Raw genomic sequence first — 25,741 nt, forward strand, 5'->3', positions numbered from 1 at the left:
CTCGCCCTAAGACAGCAGACCGAGATCGCGTGCAGCGGCGACGGCGGCGGTGCGTGAGGTCACGTCGAGCTTCGTGAACACGTGCACGAGGTGCGACTTTACCGTTGCGTCGCTGATGTGCAGTTTCCGGGCGATGCCGACGTTCGGTTCACCAGCGGCGACGAGCCGCAGCACCTCGAGTTCTCGGGCGCTCAGCGCGGGCTGCGGACGCCGCATGCGCGCGAGCAGTCTTCCGGCGATGACGGGGGCGAGTGCCGTCTCGCCCGCGGCTGCGGCCCGGATCGCGGCGATCAGTTCCTCCGGAGGGGTGTCTTTCAACAGGTACCCGCTCGCCCCTGCCTCGACCGCGCCGAGGATGTCGCCGTCGGTGTCGTAGTTCGTGAGGACGAGGACCGCGGGTGGGGCGGGCAGGGCACGGATCGCACGCGTCGCCTCGACGCCGGTGCCGATCTCGTCGCCGGGATTCGCGCCCTCAGTCTGCACGGCTGACCCTGATCCGCCACCGAACCGCAGGTCCATGAGCACGATGTCGGGGGTGAGCTCGCGCGCGAGACGCACCGCTGCAGCTGCGGTATCGGCGGCACCCGCGACCTCGAAGTCGGGGGTGGCGGCGAGCATCGCGCGGAGCCCGGCACGGACGACGGGATGATCATCGGCGAGCAGGATGCGGATCATGCGGTGCTCTCTGCGCTCTCGGTACTCGAGTTCGCCGGCGGCGCTGGGTCGAGCGGCAGCCTGGCGGTGACACGGGTGCCGGCGTCGGGCCGGGAGGTGACATCGATATGGCCATCGAACTGGGCGACGCGCTCGCGCATCGCTTGGAGGCCGAACGAATCGTTCGTCTGGGAGTCGGCAACGGCGGTGCCGACGTCGAACCCGCGGCCGTCGTCCTGCACCGTGAGGGTCACCGACTGCGCCGAGGTGGCGAGGTCCACCGTGATCCTGGTTGCGTCGGCGTGGCGGACCGCGTTCGAGATCGCCCCCTGCGCGATCCGGAGGAGCGCCGTCTGCGAGGCCATCGGCAGGTCGGTTTCGTCTGCGCGGACCTCGACGGCGATCCCGGAGTTCCGCTGCTGGTCCGCTGCGAGGCGGCGCAGTGCGGAGGGCAGCCCGTCGTCGAGGCGTGCCGGAGTGAGCTCCCTGATGATCTGGCGGGTCTCAGCGAGACTCTCCGCGGCGGTTTCGCGCGCGAGCCGGACGTAGCCCGCTTCGGGTTCGGCGGTGTCGCGCTCGGCGGCGCGAAGCAGCATCTGGATCGATGAGAGCCCCTGGGCCACGGTGTCGTGAATGTCCCTGGCGAGACGCGCCCGCTCTTCGAGGGCGCCCTGCTCCCGCTCAGTGCGCGCGAGCTGCTGACGCGTCCTCAGCAGCTCGGCCAACAGAGCTTCTCGCTCGGCGGACTCGCGGCTGAGCGCCCGGTAGGCGAATCCGATGAGCAGCGCCACACCCGCTCCGACCAGCGGACCGATCACACCGCCGATGCTGAACCCGAGGTGGAATCCGAGCGCGCAGATGGCATACCCCGTCGTCGCGAGAATGGCGGCGACCCCCGCGCCTCCTGGCAGGAGGTGAAGGTAGAGGAAGAAGAGCGGGAAGACGAGGTAGGCCCCCTCGGGGCTCAGCCAGACCAGCACGCCCCAGATCACGGTGAGTGCCGCTATCCAGACCAGCGCGATTCCGCGACGCGGACGCCGCCCCCGCGCGAGGAGGGCCCCGGCTGCGTAGGCGGCGACGAATGCGGTGCCGGCCACCAGCGTGGCGACGGCCGTCGGCGACTCCACGACGAAGGCGCGAACGACGGCGAAAGCGGCCAGCCCGATGAGGAGGGCGTGGAGGCCGAGCCTGAGCCCGTGAAGACCGGGGCGAGCGTGGAGTGCGACATGACGGTCTCAGCCTAAGCGAGGCGCGAGGGCACCGGCATCAACCGAAAGTTGCATCGCGAATCCCATGGAACGGGCGATGCTGCGCAGGGGCCTCCCGACGGACAGTGGTGGGGAAGCTTGCGCACGGAGCGCGAGCGGAAAGGCATCATCGTGTTCGTCGCCTGGAGAGAGCTGCGGTTCGCCCGTGGCCGCTTCCTCCTCATCGGGGCCGTCGTGGCCCTCATCACCTTGCTCGTCGGGTTCCTCGCCGGCCTCACCGGCGGGCTCGCCGCACAGAACGTCTCGTCCGTGCTGGAATTGCCAGGCGATCGTCTGGTGCTGCAAGCGCCCGAGAACGGGGACCCGAGCTTCGCGACTTCTTCGCTGGACGAATCAACCGTCGCGGCCTGGCAGCAGGTCGACGGTGTGGACTCGGTCACTCCGGTCGGGATCGTCCAGTCGCGGGCCGCCGTCGACGGATCGGACGACCCATCTGGGGTCGCACTCTATGGCCTTCCTACCGATGTGCCAGGGGCTGACGGCAACGCGCTGCTCTCGCTCGCCCCCAGCCACGATGATGAGGTCGGTCTTTCGGCCGGCGCAGCCGACGCGCTCGGAGTCGAGACGGGCGACACCATCTCGATCACGGGCACCGACTACACCGTCGCTCAAACGGGCGGAGACCTCTGGTTCAGTCACACGCCCGTGGTGACGATGACGCCCGCAGCGTGGAGCGAGGCGAGTCAGCGCGTCGGCGGGACCGGCGATCCGACGGTTCTCGCAGTGTCAGGTGCCCCTGACTGGGATGCCGCGGGAACGCGCACCGGCACTGTCGCTGACACTCCGCTCGCCAGCCTGACGGCGCTCGAAGCGTTCCAGTCGGAGATCGGGTCTCTCGGGCTGATGATCGCCATGCTCTTCGGCATCTCCGCCCTGGTCGTCGGAGCCTTCTTCACGGTGTGGACGATGCAGCGCGCCGGCGACATCGCAGTGCTCAAGGCGCTCGGGGCGACAACGGGTTCGCTCGTCGTGGACGCGCTCGGGCAGGCCACGATCGTCCTCGTCGTGGGCATCGGCGTCGGGCTTGCCGCCGTCCTCGGCCTCGGCGCGCTCGCGGGGCAGGCCCTGCCCTTCGTCGTCAGTCCGCTCACCACACTCGCTCCGGCCGCCGTCATGACGGTACTCGGACTCGCTGGCGCCGCGTTCGCGCTGCGCTCCGTCACCCAAGCCGACCCTCTCACCGCACTCGGGAGCAACCGATGATCGAACTGCAGAACGTCACCCTCACCTTTCCCGACGGCGATCGCCGAATCACCGCGGTCGATCGCGTCTCGCTGCGCGCGCGGAACGGCGCCGTCACGGGGATCACCGGCCCATCCGGATCCGGCAAGTCGAGCATCCTCGCGGTCGCCGCAACCCTGATCCGCCCCGACTCGGGCGGGGTGCTCATCGGGGACGACGACCTCATCGACGCGGCGCAGCTGTCGCGCAGCGAGGCCACCGCGCTCCGACGGGAGCGGATCGGGATCGTTTTCCAGCAGTCCAACCTGCTTCCCGCACTCACTGCCCGTGAGCAACTCCGGGTCATGGCGCGGCTCGGCGGGGGTCGGAACGCCGAGCGCCGCGCATCTATCGACGAGCGAGTAGACGAGCTGCTTGACGCAGTTGGACTCACCGATCAGGCGGAGAAGCGGCCCCATCAACTCTCCGGAGGCCAGCGGCAACGCGTCGCGATCGCGCGTGGACTCGTCCATGAGCCCGAAGTGCTGCTCGTCGACGAACCGACGAGCGCGCTCGATCAGGAGCGCGGGGGAGAGATCATGCGTCTCATCGCGGACCTCACGCACCGGAGAAACACGGCGACTCTGCTCGTCACCCACGATCTGGTGCACCGCGACGCGCTCGACGAACTGGTCACGGTGGTCGATGGCCGGATCGCGGAGCCGGTTCCCGCCTGACCCCGCGCCCCGCCCGAGCGGCGCCGAGATCGCAGTTCGTCGTGTTTCATAGCCGCGGAAGCCCCACGGAGTGCAGTCTCGGCGAGCCGGCGCCCAGGGGGGGGCTCGGCACGGCGCTCGGCCTGCTCACGAGCGCGTTCGCGCAGACGGAGTTCCAGGCCGTCCAGTTCATGCCGCTCCTCGTGTTCCCGCAGGTGATCCTCGGCGGGGTGTTCATGCCGCGCGAGGACATGCCCGAGGTGCTGTCGGCAGTCTCCGATGTGCTGCCGGCGCGCTGGTGCTTGCCTCGTGCACGCTCCGACGGCGCACCCGGGAGGCTCCGCTACGATCGACGCATGACCGCAGCACCGACCGCAGCCCAGCCGAGCACCCCCGACGTTCTTACGCCCGAGTACTTTTTGGAGATCGCCGATCACACCCTGCTCGCGAGCGGGACCACGGCGGATCAGCTCGACGCCTTCCTCGCCGACGCCGCTGACCTCGGCGTGAAGCGGGTGTGCGTGAGCCCCTCGCTGCTGCCGGCGAAGGATCGCGGCCTCGAGATCGTCACGGTCGTCGGGTTCCCCTCCGGTGCGCACCACGCCGACATTAAGGCTGCCGAGGCGGCGCGCGCCGTCGGCGACGGTGCCGAGGAGATCGACATGGTCGTCAACCTCGGCCTCGTACGGGCCGGACGCTGGGACGACGTGGCACTCGAGATCCGCGCGGTGCGCGACGCGTGCCCCGGCCGCGTGCTCAAGGTGATCCTGGAGACGGCGTCGCTCACCGATGAGCAGATCGTCGGCGCCTGCCGGGCAGCGGAGACCGGGGGAGCGGACTTCGTGAAGACCTCGACGGGCTTCCACGCCGACGGAGGGGCGAGCGTCCACGCCGTGCGTCTCATGGCCGACACGGTCGGCGGCCGCCTGGGCATCAAGGCCTCAGGAGGGGTGCGCACGGCCGCCGCCGTACGCGAGCTCTGGAACGCGGGGGCCACCCGGTTCGGCGTTTCAGGCACCGCCGCGATCCTCGCGGACTGGGACGCCGACGCCGACGCCGACGCCGACGCGACCGCTGCAGGCCCCGGCGCCTACTGAGGCGACACGCTCACGCGGTGCGCTGGGGTGGACGGAGCGCCGCGACCGCCTCGGTGAACATCTCGCGCGAGCGTTCAGGGCTCACGCCGAGGTCGCGCATCTGCTCGGCCGCGTCGAGGGCGATACGGCGGGCTGCCGCACCGACCGGGTCTTCGTCGAGTGAGACGAAGGTGCCTGCTCTGCCGCGTCCCTCGATGACGCCGGCGCCCTCGAGTGAGCGGTACGCTGCGGCGACGGTGTTGACGGCGACGTCGACGTGCCCCGCGAGCGCCCGGATAGTGGGCAGTTTCTGTCCCGGCAGGAGCCGACCGTCCGCGAGCGCCTGCACGACCGCGTCGTGCATCTGGCGGAACGGCGGTGTCTCGGCGGTCGGGTCGACGGAGAACACGTGGAGCGGATCGTGATCCTGCGCTACATCGGGCATGCTCACCAGGGTATGCGATCGCGCACTAGACTCGTGCGCATGCGACTCGGCGTGATCGATGTGGGATCCAACACCGTCCACCTGCTCGTGGTGGATGCCCACCCCGGTGCAAGCCCAATCCCGTACCACTCGCAGCGCAGCACCGTCAGGCTGATGCGGTACCTCGACGACGACGGCGCGATCACGGAGGAGGGCGTCCGCCTCATCGTCGACGCCATCAAGGAGTCGAGCGTGAAGGCACAAGAGATCGGGGTCGACGACGTGATCTCGACGGCGACGTCGGCGTTGCGCGAGGCGGCGAACGGCGAGGAGGTGCTCGCGCGGATCACGCGGGAGACGGGCATGGTGCTGCGCGTGCTCTCCGGTGAGGACGAGGCGAGGATCACGATGCTCGCGGTGCGGCGGTGGCTCGGCTGGTCTGCGGGCGAGGTGCTGCTCTTCGACATCGGCGGCGGATCGTTCGAGATCGCGCAGGGCGCGGACGAGTACCCGGACGTGCAGGTGTCGCTGCCTCTCGGTGCCGGGCGCTCGACGATCAACTTCCTCCGTGAGGATCCGCCGCAGCGCGAGGCGATCTCCGCCCTGCGCGCGCACGCGCGTGCCGAGTTCACGCGCGTGCGCGACGAGCTGTTCGCCGACCGGCCGAAGCCGAAGCGCGTCGTGGGCACGTCGAAGACGATCCGCTCGCTCGGCAGGCTCATCGGAGGCCCGTCTGATCCGGTGACGGGCGATCTGTCTCAGCTGCACTACACCGGGCTGCGCGAGTGGGAACCGACGCTTCGGCAGATGCCCGGCGAGGTGCGCGAGTATCTGCCGGGGATCACCCCCGAGCGCGGGTACCAGATCCTGGCGGGGGCGGTCGTGCTGCGCACGGCGATGAAGGTGTTCGGCGTGTCGACGCTCACGGTCTCGCCCTGGGCGCTGCGCGAGGGCATCGTGCTCAGGTACATCGATGCGCTCGACGGGCGGGGAGCGGACCCGGTCGAGCACCTCGCGTAGTCGCCCCGGCACCCCCGTTTGTAGGAATACGACGGACGCCTGTCCGCGGATGACCAGGTCAGGTGTCAGATTGGCATCGGTTCTGCGTGCCGCTTTCGTCTGGGGAAAGGCACCTGGAATGATGATCTCTTAGCGCGGTATGCGTACGTCAGATATAGGACTTGCGAGGGAGCAGGGTGTTGAAAATCTCGAAAACGACTCAGGTACTGGGTGGCATTGCCGCCGCAGGGCTCGCCTTCGGCCTCAGCGGCTGTGGGCAGGCTCCCGAAGAATCGGGCGGGGAGGCCTCGGCGGATGTCGTGGAGGGCTTCAAGCCCTGCATGGTCTCCGATGAGGGCGGCTTCGATGATCGCTCGTTCAATCAGCTCGGCTTCGAGGGGCTGACGAAGGCCGCTGATGAGCTCGGCATCGAGTACACGCAGACCGAGTCGCAGAACTCGAGCGACTACGCGGGCAACCTCGACGGTCTCGTCTCCGAGGGCTGCACCTTCATCGTGTCGGTCGGCTTCATGTTGAGCGCGCCGACCGTCGAGTCGGCGAACGCCAACCCGGATGTCGAGTACGCGATCATCGACGACTGGGCGGACAACGACCAGGACGGCGAGACCGATGCGCCGAACATCAAGCCGCTCGTGTTCGACACGGCGCAGGCCGCATTCCTCGGCGGGTACGCAGCGGCGTCGTACTCGGAGTCGGGCGTCGTCGGTACCTTCGGTGGTGCCAAGATCCCGCCGGTCACGATCTTCATGGACGGCTTCGCCAAGGGCGTCGACTACTACAACGAGGAGAAGGGCGAGGACGTTCGCGTCACCGGCTGGAACGTCGACTCGCAGGACGGGCAGTTCACCGACGAGTTCGCCGCGAACGATGTGGCGAAGCAGATGGCGCAGGGCCTCATCGATCAGGACGCCGACGTGCTGCTCCCTGTCGGCGGACCGATCTACCAGTCTGCTGCAGAGGCGATCCGCGACTCCGGCGGCGATGTCGCGCTGATGGGCGTGGACGCCGACGTCTACGAGAGCGATCCGAACGTGGCTGATCTGCTGCTCGTGTCGATCCAGAAGTCCATGGACCAGGCCGTTTACGACGCCGTCATGATGGCAGCGACCGGTGACTCCGACACCGAGGCCTACGTCGGCACGCTGGAGAACGAGGGCGTCGGGCTCTCGAGCTTCCACGACTTCGAGGACAAGATCGACGCCGACCTGCAGGCCGAGCTCGACGACATCCGCGCCGGTATCATCGACGGGTCGATCGACGCCGAGTCGGTCTCTTCGCCGTAACCCGCTGACCGGCGGCCCTCGGGCCGCCGGTCGCACCCCCTCCCCACTCCACCCCTGATCCGCGAGAGCCACGTATGACACTGGAACTGCGCGGGATCACGAAGCGATTCGGATCCCTCGTCGCGAACGACCGCATCAACCTCGAAGTGCGCCCCGGAGAGATCCACGCGCTCCTCGGGGAGAACGGCGCGGGCAAGTCGACGCTGATGAACGTCCTGTACGGACTGTACGACGCCGAGGAGGGGGAGATCCTCATCGACGGAGTGCCGCAGCACTTCCGCGGTCCGGGCGACGCGATGGCCGCTGGGATCGGCATGGTGCACCAGCACTTCATGCTCATCCCGGTCTTCTCCGTCGCCGAGAACGTAATGCTCGGGCACGAGGAGACCCGGTTCGCCGGGGCCCTCGACCTGCCGGCGGCCCGGAAGCACGTGAGTTCCGTGGCGGACCGGTTCGGGTTCCGCGTGGATCCGGACGCCCTCGTCGAGAACCTGCCCGTCGGCGTGCAGCAGCGCGTCGAGATCATCAAGGCGCTCTCGCGTGACGCGAAGATCCTGATCTTCGACGAGCCGACCGCCGTCCTCACGCCGCAGGAGACCGACGAGCTCATGGGCATCATGCGGCAGCTCCGCGACGAGGGCACCGCGATCGTCTTCATCACGCACAAGCTGCGCGAGGTGCGCGAGGTCGCCGACCGGATCACCGTCATCAGGCACGGCAAGATCGTGGCGGAGGCGCAGCCGGACTCGACGAACAGCGAGCTCGCCTCGCTCATGGTGGGCCGCGCCGTCGAACTGACGGTGCAGAAGGATCCGCCGCGCATCGCCGAGGGCTCGGGTCTCGCGGTCACCGGGCTGAGCGTCACCGACGACACCGGTCACGTCGTAGTTGATGACGTGAGCTTCGAGGTCAAGCCTGGCGAGGTGCTCGCCATCGCTGGAGTGCAGGGCAACGGGCAGACCGAGGTCACCGAGGCGCTCATCGGTCTGCAGCCCGTCTCGAAGGGCAGCGCGAAACTCGAGGGCAGCGAACTGCTCGGGCGCTCCGTCAAGCAGGTCATCGACGCCGGTGTCGGGTTCGTACCGGAAGACCGCACCGTCGACGGTCTCGTCGGCGAGTTCACCGTCGCCGAGAACCTCATGCTCAACCGGTCGGGCGACTCCGCCTTCGTTTCCGGTGGTACCGTGCGCCGCAGCACGCTCCGCGACTTCGCGCAGGAGAAGATCGACGAGTTCGACATCCGCACCCAGGGCCCGGATACGCCCGCCGGCAGACTCTCGGGCGGCAACCAGCAGAAGGTCGTCATCGCCCGCGAGCTCAGCCGCGACCTGCGGCTGCTCATCGTCTCGCAGCCGACGCGCGGCGTCGACGTCGGCTCGATCGAGTTCATTCACAAGCGGATCATCGCGGCCCGTGACGCCGGGGTGCCGGTCGTGCTCGTCTCCACCGAGCTCGACGAGGTCTCGGCACTCGCCGACCGCATCGCCGTCATGTATCGCGGCAGCATCATCGGGGTCGTCCCCGGAGACGCGTCGCGCGAGACGCTCGGCCTGATGATGGCGGGCGAGCGCATCGAGGAGGCTGCCGCGTGAGCGACACCACAGCACAGGCCGGGCAGGGATCCGGAACGCCAGCATCCGGTGCTCCCGCCGCCGAGACGCCGGAAGCACCCCAGCAGAACAAGCTGCTCTCCCAGATCTTCAACGCCAGCGTCCTGACGACGGTGCTCGCGATCGTTCTGTCGATGATCATCGGCGGGATCCTGATCGCCGCGACCGACGAGGGCGTGCAGGATTCGCTCGGCTATTTCTTCGCCAGGCCCGCCGACACGCTCGTCGCGCTCTGGGATGCGATTGCCGGCGGATACGCCGCGCTCTTCCGCGGCGCGATCTTCAACTACGACGCGCCGACGTTTATCCGCGCGATCAAGCCGCTGAGCGACACCCTGAACTACGCGACACCGCTCATCGCCGCCGGTCTCGGCGTGGGACTCGCGTTCCGCGTCGGCCTCTTCAACATCGGCGGTCGCGGTCAGATGCTCATGGGCGCGGCGGCCGCTGGTGCCGTCGCCTTCACAGTGCAGGCGCCGTTCATCATCCACCTGCCGCTCACGATCCTCGCCGGCATCATCGGCGGTGCGATCTGGGGCGGCATCGTCGGCATTCTCAAGGCGCGTACGGGTGCCCACGAGGTGATCCTGACGATCATGCTGAACTTCATCGCGCTCTACTTCGTCGCGTGGCTCCTGTCGACCCCTGGCCTCCTGCAGCGCCCTGGCGGCAACCAGCCCATCTCACCGGCGACGCCAGAGACCGCGCAGTTCCCGCTGCTGTTCGGCGCTCCGCTCACCACCAACTGGGGCTTCGTCGTCGCCATCGCTGCGACGGTGTTCGTGTGGTGGCTCATTGAGCGGTCGGCCCTCGGCTTCCGCATGCGCGCGGTGGGCGAGAACCCGCACGCCGCGCGGGCTGCCGGCATCTCGGTTGGACGCATCATCTTCTACGCCATGGCGTTCGCCGGTGGTCTCGCCGGTCTCGCCGGCGTCAACCAGATGGCCGGAACGATCACGAGCGGCTTCGCCAGCCACATCGACGCCGGGATCGGTTTCGACGCCATCACCGTGGCGCTCCTCGGGCGCAGTCGCGCCTGGGGCGTGTTCGCCGCCGGCCTGCTGTTCGGTGCGCTGAAGGCGGGCAGCTTCACGATGCAGATCGCCGAGGGTATTCCCGTCGACATCGTGCTCGTGGTGCAGTCGCTCATCGTGCTCTTCATTGCCGCGCCGCCGCTCGTGCGCACGGTGTTCTTCATGAACGGGAAGCGCGTGAAGCGCGCGCAGCGGCTCTTCGCTGCGAAGGAGGTGCAGGCATGAGCGCTCCGGCCATCGCCGTGAACGAGGACTTCGGGCAGCCCGTCGTCCGCACCCGCAGCCTCAAGGCGCCGATCTCGTTCGGGATCGCGTCGATCCTGATCCTGCTCCTCGCCTTCCCCGCCGGCCGCGAGGGGCACAGCAACTTCCGCCTCGCCGACCGTTCGTCCGAGGTGCCGCTGCCCGACCTCGCCATGCCGACGGGCCCGACCGTGACGGTGTGCGCGCTGCTCATGGTGCTCGGGACCGCGTTCGCGTTCTTCCAGTGGAGCCGGTACCGCCCGACCCCGCTGTGGTTCGTGTCGCTGTTCTCGGTGGTCGGCGTCTTCGCCTTCCTCGTCTGGTCGTCGGCAGACGGCCTCGTGCCGGTGACGGGGCTGTTGTTCGGTGCCGTCTCGCTGTCGGTGCCGCTGATCTTCGGCGCACTCGGTGGCGTGATCGGCGAGCGCGCGGGCGTCGTCAACGTGGCGATCGAGGCGCAGTTCCTCTTCGCGGCATTCTCGAGCGCGCTCATCGCGAGCCTGACGGGCAGTTACGTCGCGGGGCTCATCGGTGCCATGGTCGCCGGTCTGCTCGTCGCCGCCGTGCTCGCTGCGTTCTCGATCAAGTACCTCGTGCAGCAGATCATCGTCGGCGTGGTGCTGAACGTGCTCATCACGGGCCTCACGAGCTTCCTGCACGGCGCGATCATGGTGCCGAACGCGGCGCTGCTGAACTCGCCGCCTCGCTTCCCGCGCTGGTCGATCCCGCTGCTCAGCGATATTCCCGTGCTCGGGCCGGTCCTCTTCAACCAGACCCTCATCGTCTACCTGGCCTACATCGTGGTGCCGCTCGTCGCCTGGGGCATCTACCGCACGCGCTGGGGCCTTCGGCTCCGCGCGGTCGGCGAGCACCCGAAGGCCGCCGACACCGTCGGCATTCGCGTGAACCCGACCCGGTTCTGGAACGTCCTGCTCGCCGGCGCGATCGCCGGCATCGGCGGCGCCTACTTCACGCTCGGCGCTGTCGGCTCGTTCGATAAGGAAATGACCGGCGGTCTCGGCTTCATCGCACTCGCCGCCATGATCTTCGGCGGTTGGGACCCGATCAAGGCGACCCTCGCGGCGCTGCTGTTCGGGTTCGCCAGCAACCTGCAGACGCTGCTCGTGAACCTCGGATCGCCGATCCCCGGCGAGTTCATGTCGATGCTGCCGTACCTGGTGACGGTGCTCGCGGTCGTCGGCTTCACCGGACGCTCGCGGCCGCCCGCGGCCAACGGCACCGCCTACGTGAAGGAGTGAGCGTGGCTGACACAACCCCCGTGGACTGGTCCGCTCTGCGCGCTGCCGCAGTGGAAGCGGGCACCCACGCCTACGTCCCGTATTCCCAGTACCCCGTCGGCGCGGCCGCGCTCACCGAAGACGGGCGGCTCGTGACGGGCTGCAACGTTGAGAACTCGTCGTACGGCCTGACGCTGTGCGCCGAGTGCGGGCTCGTCTCCGAGCTCCACCGAAGCGGCGGAGGGCGACTCGCGGCCTTCGTCTGCGTCAACGGGTCGGGCGAGATCATCATGCCGTGCGGGCGCTGCAGGCAACTGCTCGTCGAGCACGCCGCTCCCGGCATGCAGTTCGACACCGTGTCGGGGGTCCGCACCCTCGATGAGGTCCTGCCCGACGCCTTCGGGCGGGGCGATATCGACGACTACCGAGCGACTCAGAGGAGCGATTCGTGAGCCCAGAACCCTTCGACGCCGTCGATGTGATCCGCGCCAAGCGAGACGGGGGTGACGTGCCGGAGCCCGCTTTGCGGTGGATGGTCGACGCGTACACCCGCGGCTACGTCTCCGACGCGCAGATGGCGTCGTTCGCGATGGCGGTCTTCCAGCGCGGCATGAGCCGGGACGAGATCCGTGTGCTCACGGACGCCATGATCGCGTCGGGGGAGCGGCTGAGCTTCGCCGACCTCGGCAAGCGCACCGTGGACAAGCACTCGACCGGGGGCGTCGGCGACAAGATCACGCTGCCCCTGGCGCCGCTCGTCGCCTCGTTCGGCGTCGCGGTTCCGCAGCTGTCCGGCCGGGGCCTCGGACACACGGGTGGCACGCTCGACAAGCTCGAGTCGATTCCCGGCTGGCGCGCCGCGCTGTCGAACGACGAGTTCTTCGCGCAGCTCGCCGGCGAGGTGGGCGCTGTGATCTGCGCAGCGGGATCGGGGCTCGCCCCCGCCGACAAGAAGCTCTACGCGCTTCGCGATGTCACCGGTACCGTTGATGCGATCCCGCTCATCGCGTCGAGCATCATGTCGAAGAAGATTGCCGAGGGCACCGACGCGCTCGTGCTCGACGTCAAGTTCGGATCGGGCGCCTTCATGCAGCGCATCGACGACGCCCGCGAGCTCGCCGAGACGATGGTCGCGCTCGGCACGGACTCCGGTGTCACGACGACAGCGCTGCTGACCGATATGTCGACCCCGCTCGGTCTCGCGATCGGCAATGCGAACGAGGTGCGTGAGTCCGTCGAGATCCTCGCAGGAGGCGGACCCGCCGATGTGCGTGAGCTCACGGTCGCGCTCGCCCGCGAAATGCTCGCGGCCTCCGGTCAGCCGGACGCCGACGTGGAGGCGGCGCTCGATGACGGCCGCGCCATGGACACCTGGAACGCGATGATCCGGGCGCAGGGCGGGGATCCTTCCGCGCCGCTGCCCACGGCTCCCGAGACGCACACCGTCGTCGCGCCGACGTCGGGTGTGGTGACGCGGATCGAAGCGCTCCCGTTCGGCATCGGGGCGTGGCGACTCGGGGCAGGGCGCGCCCGTGCCGAGGATGCCGTCGTCTTCTCGGCCGGCATCGACCTGCACGCGAAGCCCGGTGATCGGGTCGAGGCCGGGCAGCCGCTCTTCACGCTCTCCGCCGAGGACGCCGCGCGCTTCGATCGCGCGCTCGATGCCGTCGACGGTGCCTGGGAGATCGGCGATGCTGCGCTCGAGCGCGGTCCGCTCGTGCGTGAGCGCATCACGGCCTAGCCTGGCGATCCTCTCGACGTCGGAGAAGCGACGCCGGAGCGAGCGCGGCCAATACGCGGCGGGAGCGGGTGCTGGCCCTCGCGAGCCCAGCGGTCGCGGTCGTGCACTGGCGCATGAGTGCCTCCGACGATGCCGGGGCGGCACTGGCGCCGTAGCGCTCAGCGGTGACGGCTGAGGCGAGCGCCCACGCCGCCCCGACCGCTGCGGAGTCGGTCAGTGCTCCGGTGGCCACGAGGTACTCGACCGCGGCCTCAGGTGTGCGCGCTCGGGGAGCGGAAGCAGAAGCGCCTGCTCCCTGCCTGGCGTCTGCCCGTTCGACGCCGAGATCCCGTGCTCGCGAGCGGAACTCCGCCCACGCCGCTGACGCCGGTGCGGCGCCTTGGCGCACGCGCCTGCGTCGCACGAGGCGGACGGCCTGCCGCACCGCTGCCGGAACGAGGAGCAGAAGCAGCGCCGCGAGTGCTGGCGCGCTCCTTGCGAGCCACGCTCCAGTGTCTCCCGTCGCGGAAATGTCGGTGCCGTCGTCTGCGGGAGCGGCAGCCTCGTCTTCGGTCGGCTCATCGATCTCCTCGGGAGTCGGGGAGCTCTCCGGTGTCGTCGTCTCGTCCGGACCCTCCGCTGGATCCTGCGCGCCTGGCGTGGATGGCACGTCCTCACCCGTGTCGGCTCGGAATCCTGCACCGCCCGGCGTGGGCTCGAAGGGGATCCAGCCCTCCCCGGTCACGTAGACCTCGGGCCAGGCATGGAGGTCGCGTCCGCGCACCGTGGTCCGCTCCGAGGACTCGGCTCGTGCGGCGTACCCCACCGCGACTCGGGTGGGCAGCCCGAGCTCGCGCGCCAGGACGCCGAACGTCGACGCGTAGTGGATGCAGAATCCACTGCGGTCGGCGAGGAACGTCTCCATGATCGCGTAGGGGTCATCCGCATCGTCGTCTGCGGTGGAGGGCGCCGACTCGTCGTAGGTGAATGCCCCGGAGCGGAACCACCGCTCGATCGTCTCGGCGATGACGAGGCGATCGTCGGATCCGGCGCTCACGCGCAGCCGCTCCGCTGCGTCGCTGATGCTCTGGGGCACCTCACCTGGCAGCTCAAGATACTCCTGCATCTCCGGTGGCGCGGAGGCCGGGTCGGTGATGCGCGGCTCCGTCTCGGGTGTCGGGATCGGGACCGCGTTCGCCGCATTGCGCCCGCCCTCCGGGCGCGGGGATGCGGGGAAGCGATCGAACGGCGTGTACAGCGCCATGTACGAGTCGCCGCGCTGCGTGGCGGACCGCTCCGAGCGTGCTGCTGCTGCGGCGTCGACCCAGAGCCACTGGTCGGTGTCGATGCCGCCGCCGCGCGCGGTGCCCACGATCGCCGTCGACTGGGGCAGCGGCATCCACTCGCTCACGAGGCCGTCGATGGTGATCTGCAGGCTGATCGAGCGATCCACGGGAGCGGTGCTCTCGGTCTGAGGTGGCAATTGCGCGGGATCGCGCTCCACGGTCACGTCGAGGCCGTCGCTCGTGAGCGCGTCCTGCGGTTGCCAGCGTCCGCCGCTGAAGTCTGCGACGGTCGCGAGGGTGAACCTGAGCGGTGAGCGGTCCTCGGCGACGAAGCTGAACGCGGGGGTGTTGCTGCGCTCGCGGAGGTCGTCGGCGAGCGCGAGACTGACGTCCGGTGTGTTGCTGCCGACCGGGGCGGTGACGTTCGCCGAGTTCCAGACGCGGTCCCGCGTGGGCGGTGCGAGGGAGACCGCCCCGGCCGCGACCGCGACGGCAACGCCGGCGGCGACCAGTCCGCCTGGTCGAAGCGTCGGCGATCCCGCCCACAAGATCACGGCGAGCAGCAAGCCGGCGATGACGAGAGTGAGGGGATCGACGCCACGGGTGGTCACGATCGGGGTGGCGAGGAGGAGGAGCGCGACGGTGATGCCGCTCGCGAGGAGCGCTCGGGTGCTGAAGAGCACGACCACCACGACGGAGATCAGAAGCACGGCGGTGCAGATGACGTCGCCGAGCTCGGGCGACGGGCGGACCGGAGCTGCTCCGATGGTGAGTTCGAGCGAGATCTGCTGGACCAGATCATTCGGGAGTTCGAGCCAGGTCCTCAGACGTCCACTGGCCACCAGCGGCGCCGCCCAGGCCGCTCCGCCGACGAGCGTGCCGGTCACAGCGGCGAGCACACCGGCTCGCCAGGTCCCCGTGCTGCCCGGGAGTAGAGCACGCGCACCGGCTGAGCCGAGCACGGCGCCGACCGCTATGACGATCGCGCGGGGGAGCCACCCGTCCGCCGCGAACACTGCGGTGAGCGCCACGAGCACGAGCGCGAACAGGCAGGCGAGGGCGGTGCCGGCGATCAGGATCCGCGCCCGCTCCGGTGCTCCTGAGTTCCGCGCCGTGCGTCCGCGGGCGTCACGCACCATGGCCTGCTCCGATGTCGGAGACGGCGTAGAGCTCCACTCCCGGATCGGGTAGGCGCTCCCACAGCTCCGGTGTCGCTCGTCCGGTGACCACGGCGTCGATCCGCGGCAACGGGTGGTCGTCGGTCTCCGTGCTGAGGGTCGCTCGCGCGAGCAGGATGAGCGCGTCATCCGGTGCATCGAGTCCGTGTGCCTCACCGTGACCGACGATGAGGCGCACCGGGTGACCCTCGCGCTGCCAGTGCACCGCGAGGGTCGCGGCGGTGGAGACGGCGTGCTCGAAACGGTCTGCCGCCGGGGCGTCAGGTTCGGCGTCCGGTGCGCCAACCGCTGCGTCTGCTGCTTCGCCGACCCGCGGAGCAGCGTAGCTCGCCGGGTCGGTGTCGATGAGGATGGTGCGTTCGGAGACCTCGGCGTCCTCGGGAACATTGACGAGCAGCTGCCCTTGTCTGGCGCTCTGCTTCCAGTGCACCTGGCGGATGGCGTCGCCGGTCCGGTACTCGCGAACGGATCCGCTGGGTTCGCCTGAGACCTGAGCGGTGGTGCGCCCGGCCGGGGCTGCGGAGGCGCCGTGCACGCTGACGCCGCCCCGCGGCTCGGGGAGATCGTGCACGAGTGCGGGGAGGACGAGCACGTCGAGGCCGGCGCGGCTCCGCACGCGGTGCCGAGCGAGGCCGAGCGGATCCTGCACGATGAGCGCCCCGACGCCGACCCTGAGCGGACCTCGGCGGTGCGCCGTGCAGGTCACGATCCGGGGCGCAGTCGTCTCGGGGCCGGCGACCAGGCGCTGGCGTCCACCGCCTGCAGCCCATTCGAGCTCAACGGGGATCGTCGCTGGCAGTCTCGCGTGCACCTGAAGAGCGACTGCGAAGCGCGTGCCGGCGGTCGGGGTCGGGTCGTCAGTGGTGAGGATCGGCCGGAGTCGTGCTGCACGGGGGAGCGAGATCACGATGATCGCAGCGACCATGACGAGTGCCACGAGGAGGGCGGCGAGGTACCAGAGATCGCGGATCCCGACGCCGAACCAGGCGGCACCGAGTGCTGCACCCGTGCAGAGGACTCCGGTGCCGCGGCGCGTGAGCGTCACCGGCGGTCGGCGCCACCAGTGCCGACGGTCGGCTGGTCGCGCTGCTCGGCGTCTGACGCTCACGGTGCGCGCCTCACGGAACCGGTGTGCGGGCGACGATCTCGGCGACGATCTCCGTGGCCGCACTCATCGATGCCGCCACGGATTCGTAGCGTCCCCGAGGCACGAGCCGGTGCGGCAGGACGATGCTCGCGAGCGCGGCAACGTCGTCTGGGGAGACGAAGTCCCTGCCGCGGATCGCCGCCCGTGCGCGCGCCATACGTGAGAGGTGGAGTGTTGCTCGTGGGCTGCCGCCGAGCGCGATGCCTGAGTGCCGACGGGTGCTCGCCACGACGGCGACGAGGTACTCCTGCACCGGCTCCGCGAGATGCAGACCGGCGACCTCGTGCCGCGCGCGGAGCACGTCGGCGACCGTCGCCACGGGGGTAACGGCGTCAAGCGGGTCAGAGGCCCCCCGTTTCGCGAGCATCGCACGTTCGGCGGCGGCGTCGGGGTAGCCGATCGAGATCTGCGTCATGAAGCGATCCCGCTGCGCCTCGGGCAGGGGGAACGTGCCCGCCATGTCCTGCGGATTCTGCGTCGCGACGACCATGAACAGGTCGGGGAGCGGGTGCGTCGTGCCGTCCACCGACACGGACCGTTCAGCCATAGCCTCGAGCAGAGCGGACTGGGTGCGCGGCGTCGCGCGGTTGACCTCGTCGGCGATGACGATGTTCGTGAAGATCGGACCGGGGTGGAAGGTGAAGGCGTGCGCGTCCTGGTCGAAGATCGAAAGCCCTGACACGTCGGTCGGCAGCATGTCCGAGGTGAACTGGATGCGGTGGCTGTCGGCGCTGATCGTCCGCGCCAGCACCGAGGCGAGCGTCGTCTTGCCGACGCCCGGTACGTCTTCGATGAGGAGGTGCCCGCCGGCGAGGAGCGTGAGGATCGCGGACTCCGTGGCCTCGGATTTCCCGGTGACGACGCTTGAGATCGAACGGGCGATGCGCTGCGCGAGCGCTCGGGTCGAAGTGTCCGCTTCCGCCATCGTCGACCGCCCCTCGGTTTGCTTGTCCGTTCCACCATACGGGGCGGCGAGTACGGCGTGCCAGGATTTGGTGTTCGATGACCGACCCGGTAGAGTTATCTCTCGGTGCGAACGACGCGGAAGTAGTTGATCCGAGTCGAAAGCCACTCCTTTGGGGTATGGTGTAATTGGCAACACGACGGTTTCTGGTACCGTTATTCTAGGTTCGAGTCCTGGTACCCCAGCCATTTCAACCCCGGTGTTCTGCGGAATACCGGGGTTTTTGCGTTTCTGGCGCGCGGGCCGTCTTCTTTAATTTGTGTTGGAGTGTTGGTTCGGGGCGGTGGGCTGAGTGCTGGTGACTTGAGACCGCCGTTTGCGGGTGTCAGTAGGGGTCCCATTCCATGGTCAGGCGGTTCGGGTGTGCGGCCTTTAGGGTGATCCGGCGATCGCTTCTTCGGGTACCTCTGAGTTGTGAACCGGAATTGTGTCCTATCTATAGGTGTTGCCTCCGCGCCTTACAAGGCGCCTCGAACCTAGGGCAAAGGTGGCGACAGGTTCCAGCTATCGTTGTGATCTGAGGAGTGCTGAACGCAATCGAATCGGTGGCGCTTCACGGGTGTTGGGTCTTCTCGCTCACGGAGACTTCTAGGTGCCACGGGGTTTGGGCTACAAGCTCAAGCTGCGCGTGAGTGAGGTTGGACTGAGAGCAGGGGGCTCCTATAGTAAACATATGTTGTTGAAGATCTGGAGCGACGCCGCGTTTCGTGGGTTGAGCACTATGCCTTTCCGAAGTGATAGCTGTGTGCTCGGTGCCCAAACCATTATCTACGGACGTAATGGCTCTGGTAAAACCACGTTCTCTGAGGCGTTACGTCTCTCTTCGCTTCTGGGAGACGCGAACGGCGTGACATTTCGAGCGCGTGCTTTCGTTGATGGGGCACTTTGGAACGGGGCATTCTCTTCCGAAGAGTTCCCACTCAAAGTTTTCGTCTATAACCGCTATTACGTGCATGACGCTCTGCGCCTGTTTCTAGACGGTGAAGGGAGCGCGCTTCCGATTCTGAAGCTCGGAGTGGAAAATGTGCAAGCTGAAGCGGGGATACAGCGGGCCCTTGACCACCTGGATCTCCTGCAACGACGCAGGGCTAGCGTGAGGACGGCTTCCGATAGTATTTCCGTCGAACGGGAGACCCTCGAGCGAGAGGTAAAGGCGTCGGTCATCTCGGCTCTTGCTGAGGCGAACTCTTCGTATTATAACCAGACAAGGTATCAGGTCACTCAAGCCCGAAAGCTTCTCAACGATTCTGACTTAGTAGAGCTCACGGACGCTGAACTGAAGGCCGAGACTGAGGTTGCTTCAGCCTCATTGAGGGAACCGGTAAGAATTTCGATATCACCTGAGCCATTGGAGCCCGAGTTTCATGAGACATTAAACAGTCAACTTCTCGGCACGACGATTGAGTCAGTTCCCGATTCTCGACTCATGGGCAAGGCGGAGCTCGCCAAATGGGTGGAGGAGGGAATGACGCTCCACTTTGAGGGAGATCTTTGCGGATTCTGCCGAGAAGGTACTGTTTCTCGAGAAACACTACTGTCCTATCGGGCCCACTTTAGCGACGCTTTAGATGAATTGCGAAATAGCTGCCTCGCTGCGATCAACTTTCTCGATGAGCGCAGAGGCTCTTGGGAGCGCTGGTTGAGCGACTTGCCCGCCGTCGCAGATTATCTTCCCGATTTTAAGGATCTCGCGTCTGAACAGCACTCACTCGTGCAAGAAGCTGTACAAGTGCACGTCGCGGCACTGGGACGGGCGACCGATCTCATCCGCGAAAGACTCGCAGACCCCCTCCGCCCGCTCCCTCCTTCTGAACAAATTGCGGTTCAGCTCCCTTCAGTAGACCTAAGCGCATTTCAAGAGCTCGTCAATAAGAACAATTCTGCCGTGGGCTCCCAGTCTGGTCGTATTCAGGCAGCTCGCACTGCAGTTGAATCCCACTTTGGTGCCGCCTCAGGAGTCGAATATCGAAGGTTGCAGTCTCGACTTGAAGGGGGAAAGCGAGCAATTCTGGCGATTGAGAAGCTTGAGTGCAAGATCTCTGACAAGCTGACGGAGCTTCGAGAATCTCAGCAGGATGTTGGGAGGATGGCTCGCTTGATCGATGATGACCTCCGACAGTACTTCGGCCATGCCCATCTCCGCGTCTCCGTTTCCTCCGATGGGAAGGGGTACGTCGTAAACCGAGGGGATCAGGTCGCTCAACGACTGAGTGAAGGCGAGAGGAACGCGATCGCTTTCACATACTTTTTGCGCTCTCTTGAAGAAGATGGAAACGAACCCGAGAGGTCGATAGTAGTCGTTGACGATCCGATGACGAGTCTCGACAAGGAAGGGCTCTTCGCCACTTTTAGCCTCATGCAAAAGCGCACAGCTACTTTTGCGCAACTCGTTGTCTTAACCCACGACTACGAATACTTCAGACTAAATCTTCTCGGGCTGCAGAACCGTTGGTTTCAGTCCCAGAAGAAAATTCGAGAGGGCGACGTCGCGGAGGCGCAAAGACCGCGGGTGGCGATTCTCGAGATGATCGCGTCGTCGGCAGATAACATTGGTGGTCGTGAAGGCCTTCTGCGGGAGCTCCCTCGCGGACTCGTTCAACACGCTAGCGAGTATCACTATCTCTTTCGGCATGTGTTGGAAGCGATAGTTGACGCAGATGCCTCCTTGTCCGAGTACTTACCTCTACTGGGTAATGCTGGCAGGCGTCTACTCGAGGGATTTCTGTCGTTCAGAGCGCCCAGCAAGATCAAGTTCCAAGAGAAAGTTGACGAGGTTGTCAAGAAATCGTCAATTGGCAGCGACCTTGCAGAACGAGTCGTCAAGTTCCTTCATAGCCAGTCTCATCGGGAAGAGCCTAGGCCGAGTGGCGCTCTGGACTTTCCTTCGATACGTGAGGAACTGACGACCGCTTTAGTGTTCATGTACCTAGCAGACCGCGAACATTTTTTAGCCATGGTCAAAGCCGTTGGGATGGATCCTCAAGCAGTTGAAAGCCTTCTGGACACCGGAGCTCTGTAGTCTCCTGCGACCAAGTCTCCATTCAGTTAATAGTCGAGCCCGGCGGACTCACTGGGTGGACTTTGTGTAAATGTCGAAGTTGGGAACTTGGGGGTGAGAAGGTTTGAGGCCGAGTCTGAATCTCAGGCATCAGTCGACTCTTGGTGACAGATGAACCGCGCAAGTTCAGAGTCGACTCGGAGCTCAGTTAGAGCTTTAGAGAGTGGCAGTTCCTCGCGCTCTGTCTGGCTCGAACTCTCGCAATGGATCCGGCGCCATTCCCAAGCATTGAAGACGGCCAGTTCAGTGATGTTCGCTCCACTGCAAGAATGAGATCCATGCGTCGGGCAGCGGAGTGGATGGAGCGGCACCAGGTCGTCCTGTACCTCGTCGCGCTCGGCATCGGTGCTCTGCTGGGGCTCGGCATCCCGGCCATTGGCCGGCCGGCCGAGTCCCTCATCACCCCCGTCCTGGGTCTCCTGCTCTACGCGACGTTCCTCGGCGTCCCGTTCGCGAGGATCGGGCGCGCGATTCGGGATGGTCGGTTTCTCGCCACGGTCCTGATCCTGAACTTCGTGATCGTGCCCCTCGTGGTCCTCCTCCTGTCGAGGATCGTCTCCCACGACCGGGCGCTGCTCATCGGGGTGCTCTTCGTACTGCTCACTCCCTGTGTCGACTACGTCATCGTCTTCACCGGGCTCGCAGGAGGGGCGCAGGATCGCCTCCTCGCTGCGGCCCCGCTGCTCATGCTCGCGCAGATGCTCCTTTTGCCGGTGTTCCTGTGGCTGTTCGTCGGCTCGGAGTTCGTGCAGCGCGTCGACGTCGTGCCATTCGTCGAGGCGTTCCTCGTGCTCATCGTGCTCCCGCTGCTCGCGGCTGCGCTGACGCAGCTCGCCGCCGCGCGCACGCGAATCGGCCGGGCCGCTCAGGATCGGGTGCTCGGCGCGATGGTGCCGCTGATGATGCTCACCCTCGCCGTGGTGGTCGCCTCGCAGATCGCCGCAGTGGGCAGCCGGATCGGCGCACTGCTGCTCGTCGTACCGGTGTTCGTGCTGTTCGCCGCCGTGATGCTTCCCCTCGGCGTCGTCGCGGGTCGGATCGCCCGACTGGCTGCGCCAGGCACCCGCGCGGTCGTGTTCAGCGGGGTGACGCGGAACTCTCTCGTGGTGCTGCCGCTCGTCCTCGCGCTGCCCGAGCCGTTCGCGCTCGCGTCGCTCGTCGTAGTGATGCAGACGCTCGTCGAACTCGTCATCATGGTGATCTGCGTGCGGCTCGTCCCGCGCATGACTCGCTCCGCGGAGCCCGCGTAGGCGACTTCAGAGCACCTTCGTCAAGTACACGCTGTGCGGATCCTCCCGGTAGTCTCCGAACGGCGCCGCGTCGATGAAGCCCGCGCGTCGGTACAGGGCGCGGGCCGCGGCGAAGAACTCCATGCTTCCGGTCTCGAGCGACACCCGGGTGGTGCCGCGCGATCGTGCGTCGTCGAGTGCGTGCGCGAGCAGGCGTGAGGCGATGCCCCGACCCCGGTGCGCGGGGGAGGTGCGCATGCTCTTGAGCTCTTCGTGCCCCGGCTCCAGAGCGGCGAGCGCCACCGTTACGACGAGCTCGCCTGCGGCGTGCGCGACCCAGAGGCGCACCCCGTCCCGCTGGAGTGCACTCAGATCGAGGGCGTGCCGGGATTCGCTGAGGGCGGTGGGTGCCATGTCGTCGAGGTGCGCGTGCAGAAATGCGATCAGCGCCGGATCTGCGAAGTCTGCTCGGCTCACGGTGATCATCGGCGGCTTCTCGTGGAAATGCATCGTCAGTTCGGCACGTCTTGCGTGCGCGCTCCGCGGCGGCTCTGCTCGAGCGCCTCGATGAGCGTCCGGGCGTCGTAGCTGCCGACATGACGTCTGCCGTTGACGAAGAACGTTGGCGTGCCGCGTGCTCCGCTCATGTCGGCGCTGACGGCGTCGCGACGTACCCGTGCGGCGACCTCAGTGCTCTCGAGGTCGTCGATGAACTGCTCCGCGTCGATGCCGAGCTCCTCGGCGTAGCGGACGAGGTCCTGGAGCTCGAGGGCGTTCTGCCGGGGGAAGACGTAGTCGTGCCACTCCCAGAACTTGCCCTGGCGCGCGGCGGCCTCGGAGGCGTGAGCCGCGAGGAGCGCGTGCGGGTGAACGCTTTCGAGCGGCAGGTGGCGTACGACGTAGCGAAGGTCATCCCCGAAGTGCCGGCGCAGATCCTCCCAGGATCCCGTGGTGTGAGCGCAGAACGGACACTCGAAGTCGAGGTACTCGACGAGCGTGAGTTGCGCGTCCTCGGGGCCGCGGATGTGGTCGATCTCGGGGTCGACGGCTGGTTCGAGGATCATCGGCAGGTCGGCGGTCTCTTCGCCCCACTTCCGCGCGGCCGTCCGGAAGATGAGCCATCCGAGAGCGGCGGCGAGCACCATCGAAACGAGCACACCGACCGTCGCCTGCTTCCCGAGCTCGGAGGATGTGCCGAACGCGAGCCCGATGATGAGCAGCGAGACGGTGAACCCGATACCCGACAGCGCCGCACCGCCGAAAACGCTGCCCATGCCGACCCCATCGGGGAGGCGCCCGATGCCGAGCCGCACGGCGGCGAACGTGACGAGCCCGATGCCGAGCAGCTTGCCGATGACAAGCCCGATGATCACGCCCCACGTGACCGACGATGCGAACGCCTCGCCGAGCACGCCACCGCGGAGATCGACGCCGGCGTTGGCGAGCGCGAACACCGGCACGATCACGAGCGCCGTCGGCAGCCGCAGATACTCGTGCAGGCGTTCGTTGACCGAGATGCCTCGCGACAGGCCCCGATCCATCGCCCGCGCCGACGCGGCACTCGGTGACTGCCAGAAGTCCCGGAACAGCTGCTTCGCGGCGACGACCTTCTGCCGCTGCGTGGCGTACGAGGGGATCAGGAGACCCGCCACCATGCCCGCGAGCGAGGCGTGCACTCCCGACTCGAGCGTCGCGAACCACAGCACGACGACGAGCAGCACGTACGGAGTCGCCTTCCACTGCCGTGCCCTCCCGAGCAGCCACAGGCCGAGCAGACAGACGAGCGCGATGAGGATCGGCACGAGCCGGATCTCCTCGCTGTAGACGACGCCGATGATCGAGACTGCGAGAAAGTCGTCCACCACCGTCAGGGTGAGCAGGAAGACCCGCAACTGTCCCGAGAGGCGCGGTCCCACGATTGCGAGCGCGCCGAGCATGAATGCCGTATCGGTGCCGACGACGGCGCCCCACCCACTCAGACCCTCACCACCGGAGAGCCCGACCACCAGCACGTAGATGACGGCGGGCAGTGCGACGCCGGCCACTCCGGCGATGAGCGCGAGGCGAGCCCGGCTCCGATCCCGCAGGGATCCGTGAGCGAACTCCTGCCGCACCTCGAGACCGATCACGAAGAAGAAGACCACCATGAGGCCGTCGTTCACCCAGTGGTGCAGGTCCATGTGCAGGCCGAACGGGCCGAGATCGAACCCGACGTCTGCGTGCCACAGCCCGAAGTACGCCTCCGAGAACGGGGAATTCGCCCACAGCAGCGCGACCGCGGTCACGAGGACGAGGAGCAATGCGGATCCCGACTCCGTGCGCAGCGAGCGAGTGACCCGGGCCAGGCCCCGAGCGGGCCGCGCATTCTGCATGGAGGCATTCTAAGCCCGGGAGTCCGCTCGGCCGCTCGGCCGCTCGGCAGCGGTCAGGACGACTCCACCCAGGCGCAGCTCATCATCTCACCCGTGTGGATCCCGACGAGCTGCCACCCATCGAACACCCCGTCGTACACCGGCCACGACTCCAGGGGGAACACCCCGAGCTCAGTGCCCTGGGCGACCTCGGAAGTGTCGCTGTCCGGTGCTCCGAACAGCTGCCCGGAGAAGGGGTACGCCTCGTAGTCCGCCGCGGTCGGGCAGAGCCCGCCGTACCCGCCGATGGGCGCGGTCTGGACCGGCCACCAGCCACCCTTCGAAGGGAGTTCGACCGCCGCAACCGTTCTGATGCGCTCATCGGTACCCTGCTCGGAGCACGCGATTCCCTCGTCGCCGATCGTTCGCCGTGTCTCATGGACCCGCACACCACCCTCCACTGCGGTCACCGAGTGCGTGGCCGTGCCGCAGCGCGACATGCGGGCGATGGGAAGCGTGACCTGCACGGGTCCATCCTCCGTCGCCACCCACAGGTACCACTGGTCATCGAGTCCGTTCCCGTCGTGCCCCGTGATCTGCACTGCCGCATCCACGAGCTCGTCGCCCGTGAACTCGGAGAGCACGACCTCGCCGAGCGTGTACTCGGCCGAGTCGAGAGTCGCCGCACCGTCGACGAGATCCAGAGCGACGGTGTCAGGCGAATGCCCGCCCTGCCGCACCTGCCAGGTCAGGTTCCCGAAGTCGGTCGACTCGAGCCCGACCGGACCCGCGGGCGTCGGCTCTGGCGCCTGTGTCGTCGCAGCCGAACCGGACCCGCTCGAGGCGCCCTCTCCGTCGCCGCCCGACCCGGCACCTCCACCGCAACCGGCGAGAGCCAGCGCCAAGACCGCAAGCGCCGCCACGGCCGGGCGGGGCCCGCCAACCCGCGCCAGCGAAACCCGGGATCCCTCCCGCACAGTCGGCGATGCACGGCGCATGGCGAAAAGATAACCCCGTCCGAGCGCGAACGTGACGACCGACGCCGAAACGTGATGCAACCGAGAAGAACGCCAGCGATCTG

At 67.4% G+C, this 25,741-nt stretch carries 21 protein-coding genes and 1 tRNA gene; 13 read left to right on the top strand and 9 right to left on the bottom strand.

What is annotated here, in order from left to right:
* Positions 1–6: 6 nt before the first annotated feature.
* Positions 7–675 carry a response regulator transcription factor gene (locus K8P10_RS06485; protein WP_224780985.1) on the bottom strand — a complete coding sequence of 223 codons (669 nt, stop codon included), beginning with the start codon at positions 673–675 and terminating at the stop codon, positions 7–9.
* Entirely contained in the window at positions 672–1,781 is a 1,110-nt protein-coding gene (locus K8P10_RS06490; RefSeq protein ID WP_370631986.1) for a sensor histidine kinase, read from the bottom strand. Before K8P10_RS06490 ends, K8P10_RS06485 begins: the two co-directional genes overlap by 4 nt.
* A 252-nt stretch (positions 1,782–2,033) precedes the next feature.
* On the opposite strand from K8P10_RS06490, the gene K8P10_RS06495 reads away from it, so the two are divergent.
* From K8P10_RS06495 to deoC, 3 genes are read left to right on the top strand one after another with little or no spacing between them, the layout of a single operon-like run.
* On the top strand, positions 2,034–3,125 hold the full coding sequence (locus K8P10_RS06495) for an ABC transporter permease (RefSeq protein ID WP_224781228.1): 1,092 nt from the start codon (positions 2,034–2,036) through the stop codon (positions 3,123–3,125).
* A complete protein-coding gene (locus tag K8P10_RS06500; RefSeq protein WP_224780986.1) occupies positions 3,122–3,820 on the top strand; it encodes an ABC transporter ATP-binding protein in 699 nt (232 codons plus the stop codon). The genes K8P10_RS06495 and K8P10_RS06500 overlap by 4 nt, the downstream gene beginning before the upstream one ends.
* A gap of 41 nt (positions 3,821–3,861) precedes the next feature.
* Complete coding sequence (deoC, locus tag K8P10_RS06510) at positions 3,862–4,896, top strand: deoxyribose-phosphate aldolase (protein ID WP_370631987.1); 1,035 nt, start codon at positions 3,862–3,864, stop codon at positions 4,894–4,896.
* Between the two features lie 10 nt (positions 4,897–4,906).
* On the opposite strand, the gene K8P10_RS06515 is transcribed toward deoC, so the two are convergent.
* Positions 4,907–5,320 carry a GntR family transcriptional regulator gene (locus tag K8P10_RS06515; protein WP_224780987.1) on the bottom strand — a complete coding sequence of 138 codons (414 nt, stop codon included), beginning with the start codon at positions 5,318–5,320 and terminating at the stop codon, positions 4,907–4,909.
* 39 nt (positions 5,321–5,359) lie between these two features.
* Here K8P10_RS06515 and K8P10_RS06520 point away from each other — a divergent pair, with 39 nt between their 5' ends.
* From K8P10_RS06520 to K8P10_RS06550, 7 genes are all read left to right on the top strand, one after another.
* Complete coding sequence (locus K8P10_RS06520) at positions 5,360–6,319, top strand: Ppx/GppA phosphatase family protein (RefSeq protein ID WP_224780988.1); 960 nt, start codon at positions 5,360–5,362, stop codon at positions 6,317–6,319.
* Positions 6,320–6,498: 179 nt separating this feature from the next.
* Positions 6,499–7,602 carry a BMP family protein gene (locus K8P10_RS06525; RefSeq protein WP_224780989.1) on the top strand — a complete coding sequence of 368 codons (1,104 nt, stop codon included), beginning with the start codon at positions 6,499–6,501 and terminating at the stop codon, positions 7,600–7,602.
* Positions 7,603–7,676: 74 nt separating this feature from the next.
* The gene (locus K8P10_RS06530) at positions 7,677–9,194 is read left to right on the top strand and encodes an ABC transporter ATP-binding protein (protein WP_224780990.1); all 1,518 of its coding nucleotides are present in this window, start codon (positions 7,677–7,679) and stop codon (positions 9,192–9,194) included.
* The gene (locus K8P10_RS06535; RefSeq protein ID WP_224780991.1) at positions 9,191–10,471 is read left to right on the top strand and encodes an ABC transporter permease; all 1,281 of its coding nucleotides are present in this window, start codon (positions 9,191–9,193) and stop codon (positions 10,469–10,471) included. The genes K8P10_RS06530 and K8P10_RS06535 overlap by 4 nt, the downstream gene beginning before the upstream one ends.
* On the top strand, positions 10,468–11,748 hold the full coding sequence (locus tag K8P10_RS06540; protein ID WP_224780992.1) for an ABC transporter permease: 1,281 nt from the start codon (positions 10,468–10,470) through the stop codon (positions 11,746–11,748). Before K8P10_RS06535 ends, K8P10_RS06540 begins: the two co-directional genes overlap by 4 nt.
* A gap of 2 nt (positions 11,749–11,750) precedes the next feature.
* On the top strand, positions 11,751–12,179 hold the full coding sequence (locus K8P10_RS06545) for a cytidine deaminase (protein WP_224780993.1): 429 nt from the start codon (positions 11,751–11,753) through the stop codon (positions 12,177–12,179).
* Complete coding sequence (locus tag K8P10_RS06550) at positions 12,176–13,468, top strand: thymidine phosphorylase (protein ID WP_224780994.1); 1,293 nt, start codon at positions 12,176–12,178, stop codon at positions 13,466–13,468. The genes K8P10_RS06545 and K8P10_RS06550 overlap by 4 nt, the downstream gene beginning before the upstream one ends.
* Here K8P10_RS06550 and K8P10_RS06555 read toward each other — a convergent pair.
* From K8P10_RS06555 to K8P10_RS06565, 3 genes are read right to left on the bottom strand one after another with little or no spacing between them, the layout of a single operon-like run.
* Positions 13,458–15,872 carry a transglutaminase domain-containing protein gene (locus tag K8P10_RS06555; protein WP_224780995.1) on the bottom strand — a complete coding sequence of 805 codons (2,415 nt, stop codon included), beginning with the start codon at positions 15,870–15,872 and terminating at the stop codon, positions 13,458–13,460. The genes K8P10_RS06550 and K8P10_RS06555 overlap by 11 nt on opposite strands.
* Complete coding sequence (locus K8P10_RS06560) at positions 15,862–17,019, bottom strand: DUF58 domain-containing protein (protein ID WP_224780996.1); 1,158 nt, start codon at positions 17,017–17,019, stop codon at positions 15,862–15,864. Before K8P10_RS06560 ends, K8P10_RS06555 begins: the two co-directional genes overlap by 11 nt.
* Positions 17,020–17,029: 10 nt before the next feature.
* Positions 17,030–17,983: a MoxR family ATPase gene (locus K8P10_RS06565; protein ID WP_224780997.1), complete on the bottom strand. Its 954-nt coding sequence runs from the start codon at positions 17,981–17,983 to the stop codon at positions 17,030–17,032.
* A gap of 152 nt (positions 17,984–18,135) precedes the next feature.
* Here K8P10_RS06565 and K8P10_RS06570 point away from each other — a divergent pair.
* The 3 genes from K8P10_RS06570 to K8P10_RS06580 all read left to right on the top strand — a co-directional run bounded on the left by K8P10_RS06570 (position 18,136) and on the right by K8P10_RS06580 (position 22,330).
* Positions 18,136–18,210, top strand: a tRNA-Gln gene (locus K8P10_RS06570).
* A 485-nt stretch (positions 18,211–18,695) separates the two neighbouring features.
* Positions 18,696–21,041 (top strand): AAA family ATPase, encoded by a 2,346-nt coding sequence (locus tag K8P10_RS06575; RefSeq protein ID WP_224780998.1) that lies wholly within the window; start codon positions 18,696–18,698, stop codon positions 21,039–21,041.
* Between the two features lie 317 nt (positions 21,042–21,358).
* Positions 21,359–22,330 carry a bile acid:sodium symporter gene (locus K8P10_RS06580; RefSeq protein WP_224780999.1) on the top strand — a complete coding sequence of 324 codons (972 nt, stop codon included), beginning with the start codon at positions 21,359–21,361 and terminating at the stop codon, positions 22,328–22,330.
* Between the two features lie 6 nt (positions 22,331–22,336).
* Here K8P10_RS06580 and K8P10_RS06585 read toward each other — a convergent pair whose 3' ends face one another.
* The 3 genes from K8P10_RS06585 to K8P10_RS06595 are packed head-to-tail and all read right to left on the bottom strand — an operon-like array spanning position 22,337 to position 25,658.
* On the bottom strand, positions 22,337–22,795 hold the full coding sequence (locus tag K8P10_RS06585; RefSeq protein ID WP_224781000.1) for a GNAT family N-acetyltransferase: 459 nt from the start codon (positions 22,793–22,795) through the stop codon (positions 22,337–22,339).
* Positions 22,796–22,821: 26 nt separating this feature from the next.
* Positions 22,822–24,681: a Na+/H+ antiporter NhaA gene (nhaA, locus tag K8P10_RS06590; RefSeq protein ID WP_224781001.1), complete on the bottom strand. Its 1,860-nt coding sequence runs from the start codon at positions 24,679–24,681 to the stop codon at positions 22,822–22,824.
* Between the two features lie 53 nt (positions 24,682–24,734).
* Positions 24,735–25,658, bottom strand: a complete 924-nt coding sequence (locus K8P10_RS06595) for a hypothetical protein (RefSeq protein WP_224781002.1) — start codon at positions 25,656–25,658, stop codon at positions 24,735–24,737.
* Between the last annotated feature and the right edge of the window lie 83 nt (positions 25,659–25,741).

The sequence above is a fragment of the Leucobacter sp. Psy1 genome, from assembly GCF_020096995.1.
Lineage (GTDB): Bacteria > Actinomycetota > Actinomycetes > Actinomycetales > Microbacteriaceae > Leucobacter.

What these genes read in the sequence shown, in the direction of transcription:
- K8P10_RS06485 (WP_224780985.1), bottom strand. Translation starts at nt 675, where the DNA reads ATGATCCGCATCCTGCTCGCCGATGATCATCCCGTCGTCCGTGCCGGG.
- K8P10_RS06500 (WP_224780986.1), top strand. Translation starts at nt 3,122, where the DNA reads ATGATCGAACTGCAGAACGTCACCCTCACCTTTCCCGACGGCGATCGC.
- K8P10_RS06515 (WP_224780987.1), bottom strand. Translation starts at nt 5,320, where the DNA reads ATGCCCGATGTAGCGCAGGATCACGATCCGCTCCACGTGTTCTCCGTC.
- K8P10_RS06520 (WP_224780988.1), top strand. Translation starts at nt 5,360, where the DNA reads ATGCGACTCGGCGTGATCGATGTGGGATCCAACACCGTCCACCTGCTC.
- K8P10_RS06530 (WP_224780990.1), top strand. Translation starts at nt 7,677, where the DNA reads ATGACACTGGAACTGCGCGGGATCACGAAGCGATTCGGATCCCTCGTC.
- K8P10_RS06540 (WP_224780992.1), top strand. Translation starts at nt 10,468, where the DNA reads ATGAGCGCTCCGGCCATCGCCGTGAACGAGGACTTCGGGCAGCCCGTC.
- K8P10_RS06555 (WP_224780995.1), bottom strand. Translation starts at nt 15,872, where the DNA reads ATGGTGCGTGACGCCCGCGGACGCACGGCGCGGAACTCAGGAGCACCG.
- K8P10_RS06565 (WP_224780997.1), bottom strand. Translation starts at nt 17,983, where the DNA reads ATGGCGGAAGCGGACACTTCGACCCGAGCGCTCGCGCAGCGCATCGCC.
- K8P10_RS06575 (WP_224780998.1), top strand. Translation starts at nt 18,696, where the DNA reads ATGTTGTTGAAGATCTGGAGCGACGCCGCGTTTCGTGGGTTGAGCACT.
- K8P10_RS06580 (WP_224780999.1), top strand. Translation starts at nt 21,359, where the DNA reads ATGCGTCGGGCAGCGGAGTGGATGGAGCGGCACCAGGTCGTCCTGTAC.
- K8P10_RS06585 (WP_224781000.1), bottom strand. Translation starts at nt 22,795, where the DNA reads ATGATCACCGTGAGCCGAGCAGACTTCGCAGATCCGGCGCTGATCGCA.
- nhaA (WP_224781001.1), bottom strand. Translation starts at nt 24,681, where the DNA reads ATGCAGAATGCGCGGCCCGCTCGGGGCCTGGCCCGGGTCACTCGCTCG.
- K8P10_RS06595 (WP_224781002.1), bottom strand. Translation starts at nt 25,658, where the DNA reads ATGCGCCGTGCATCGCCGACTGTGCGGGAGGGATCCCGGGTTTCGCTG.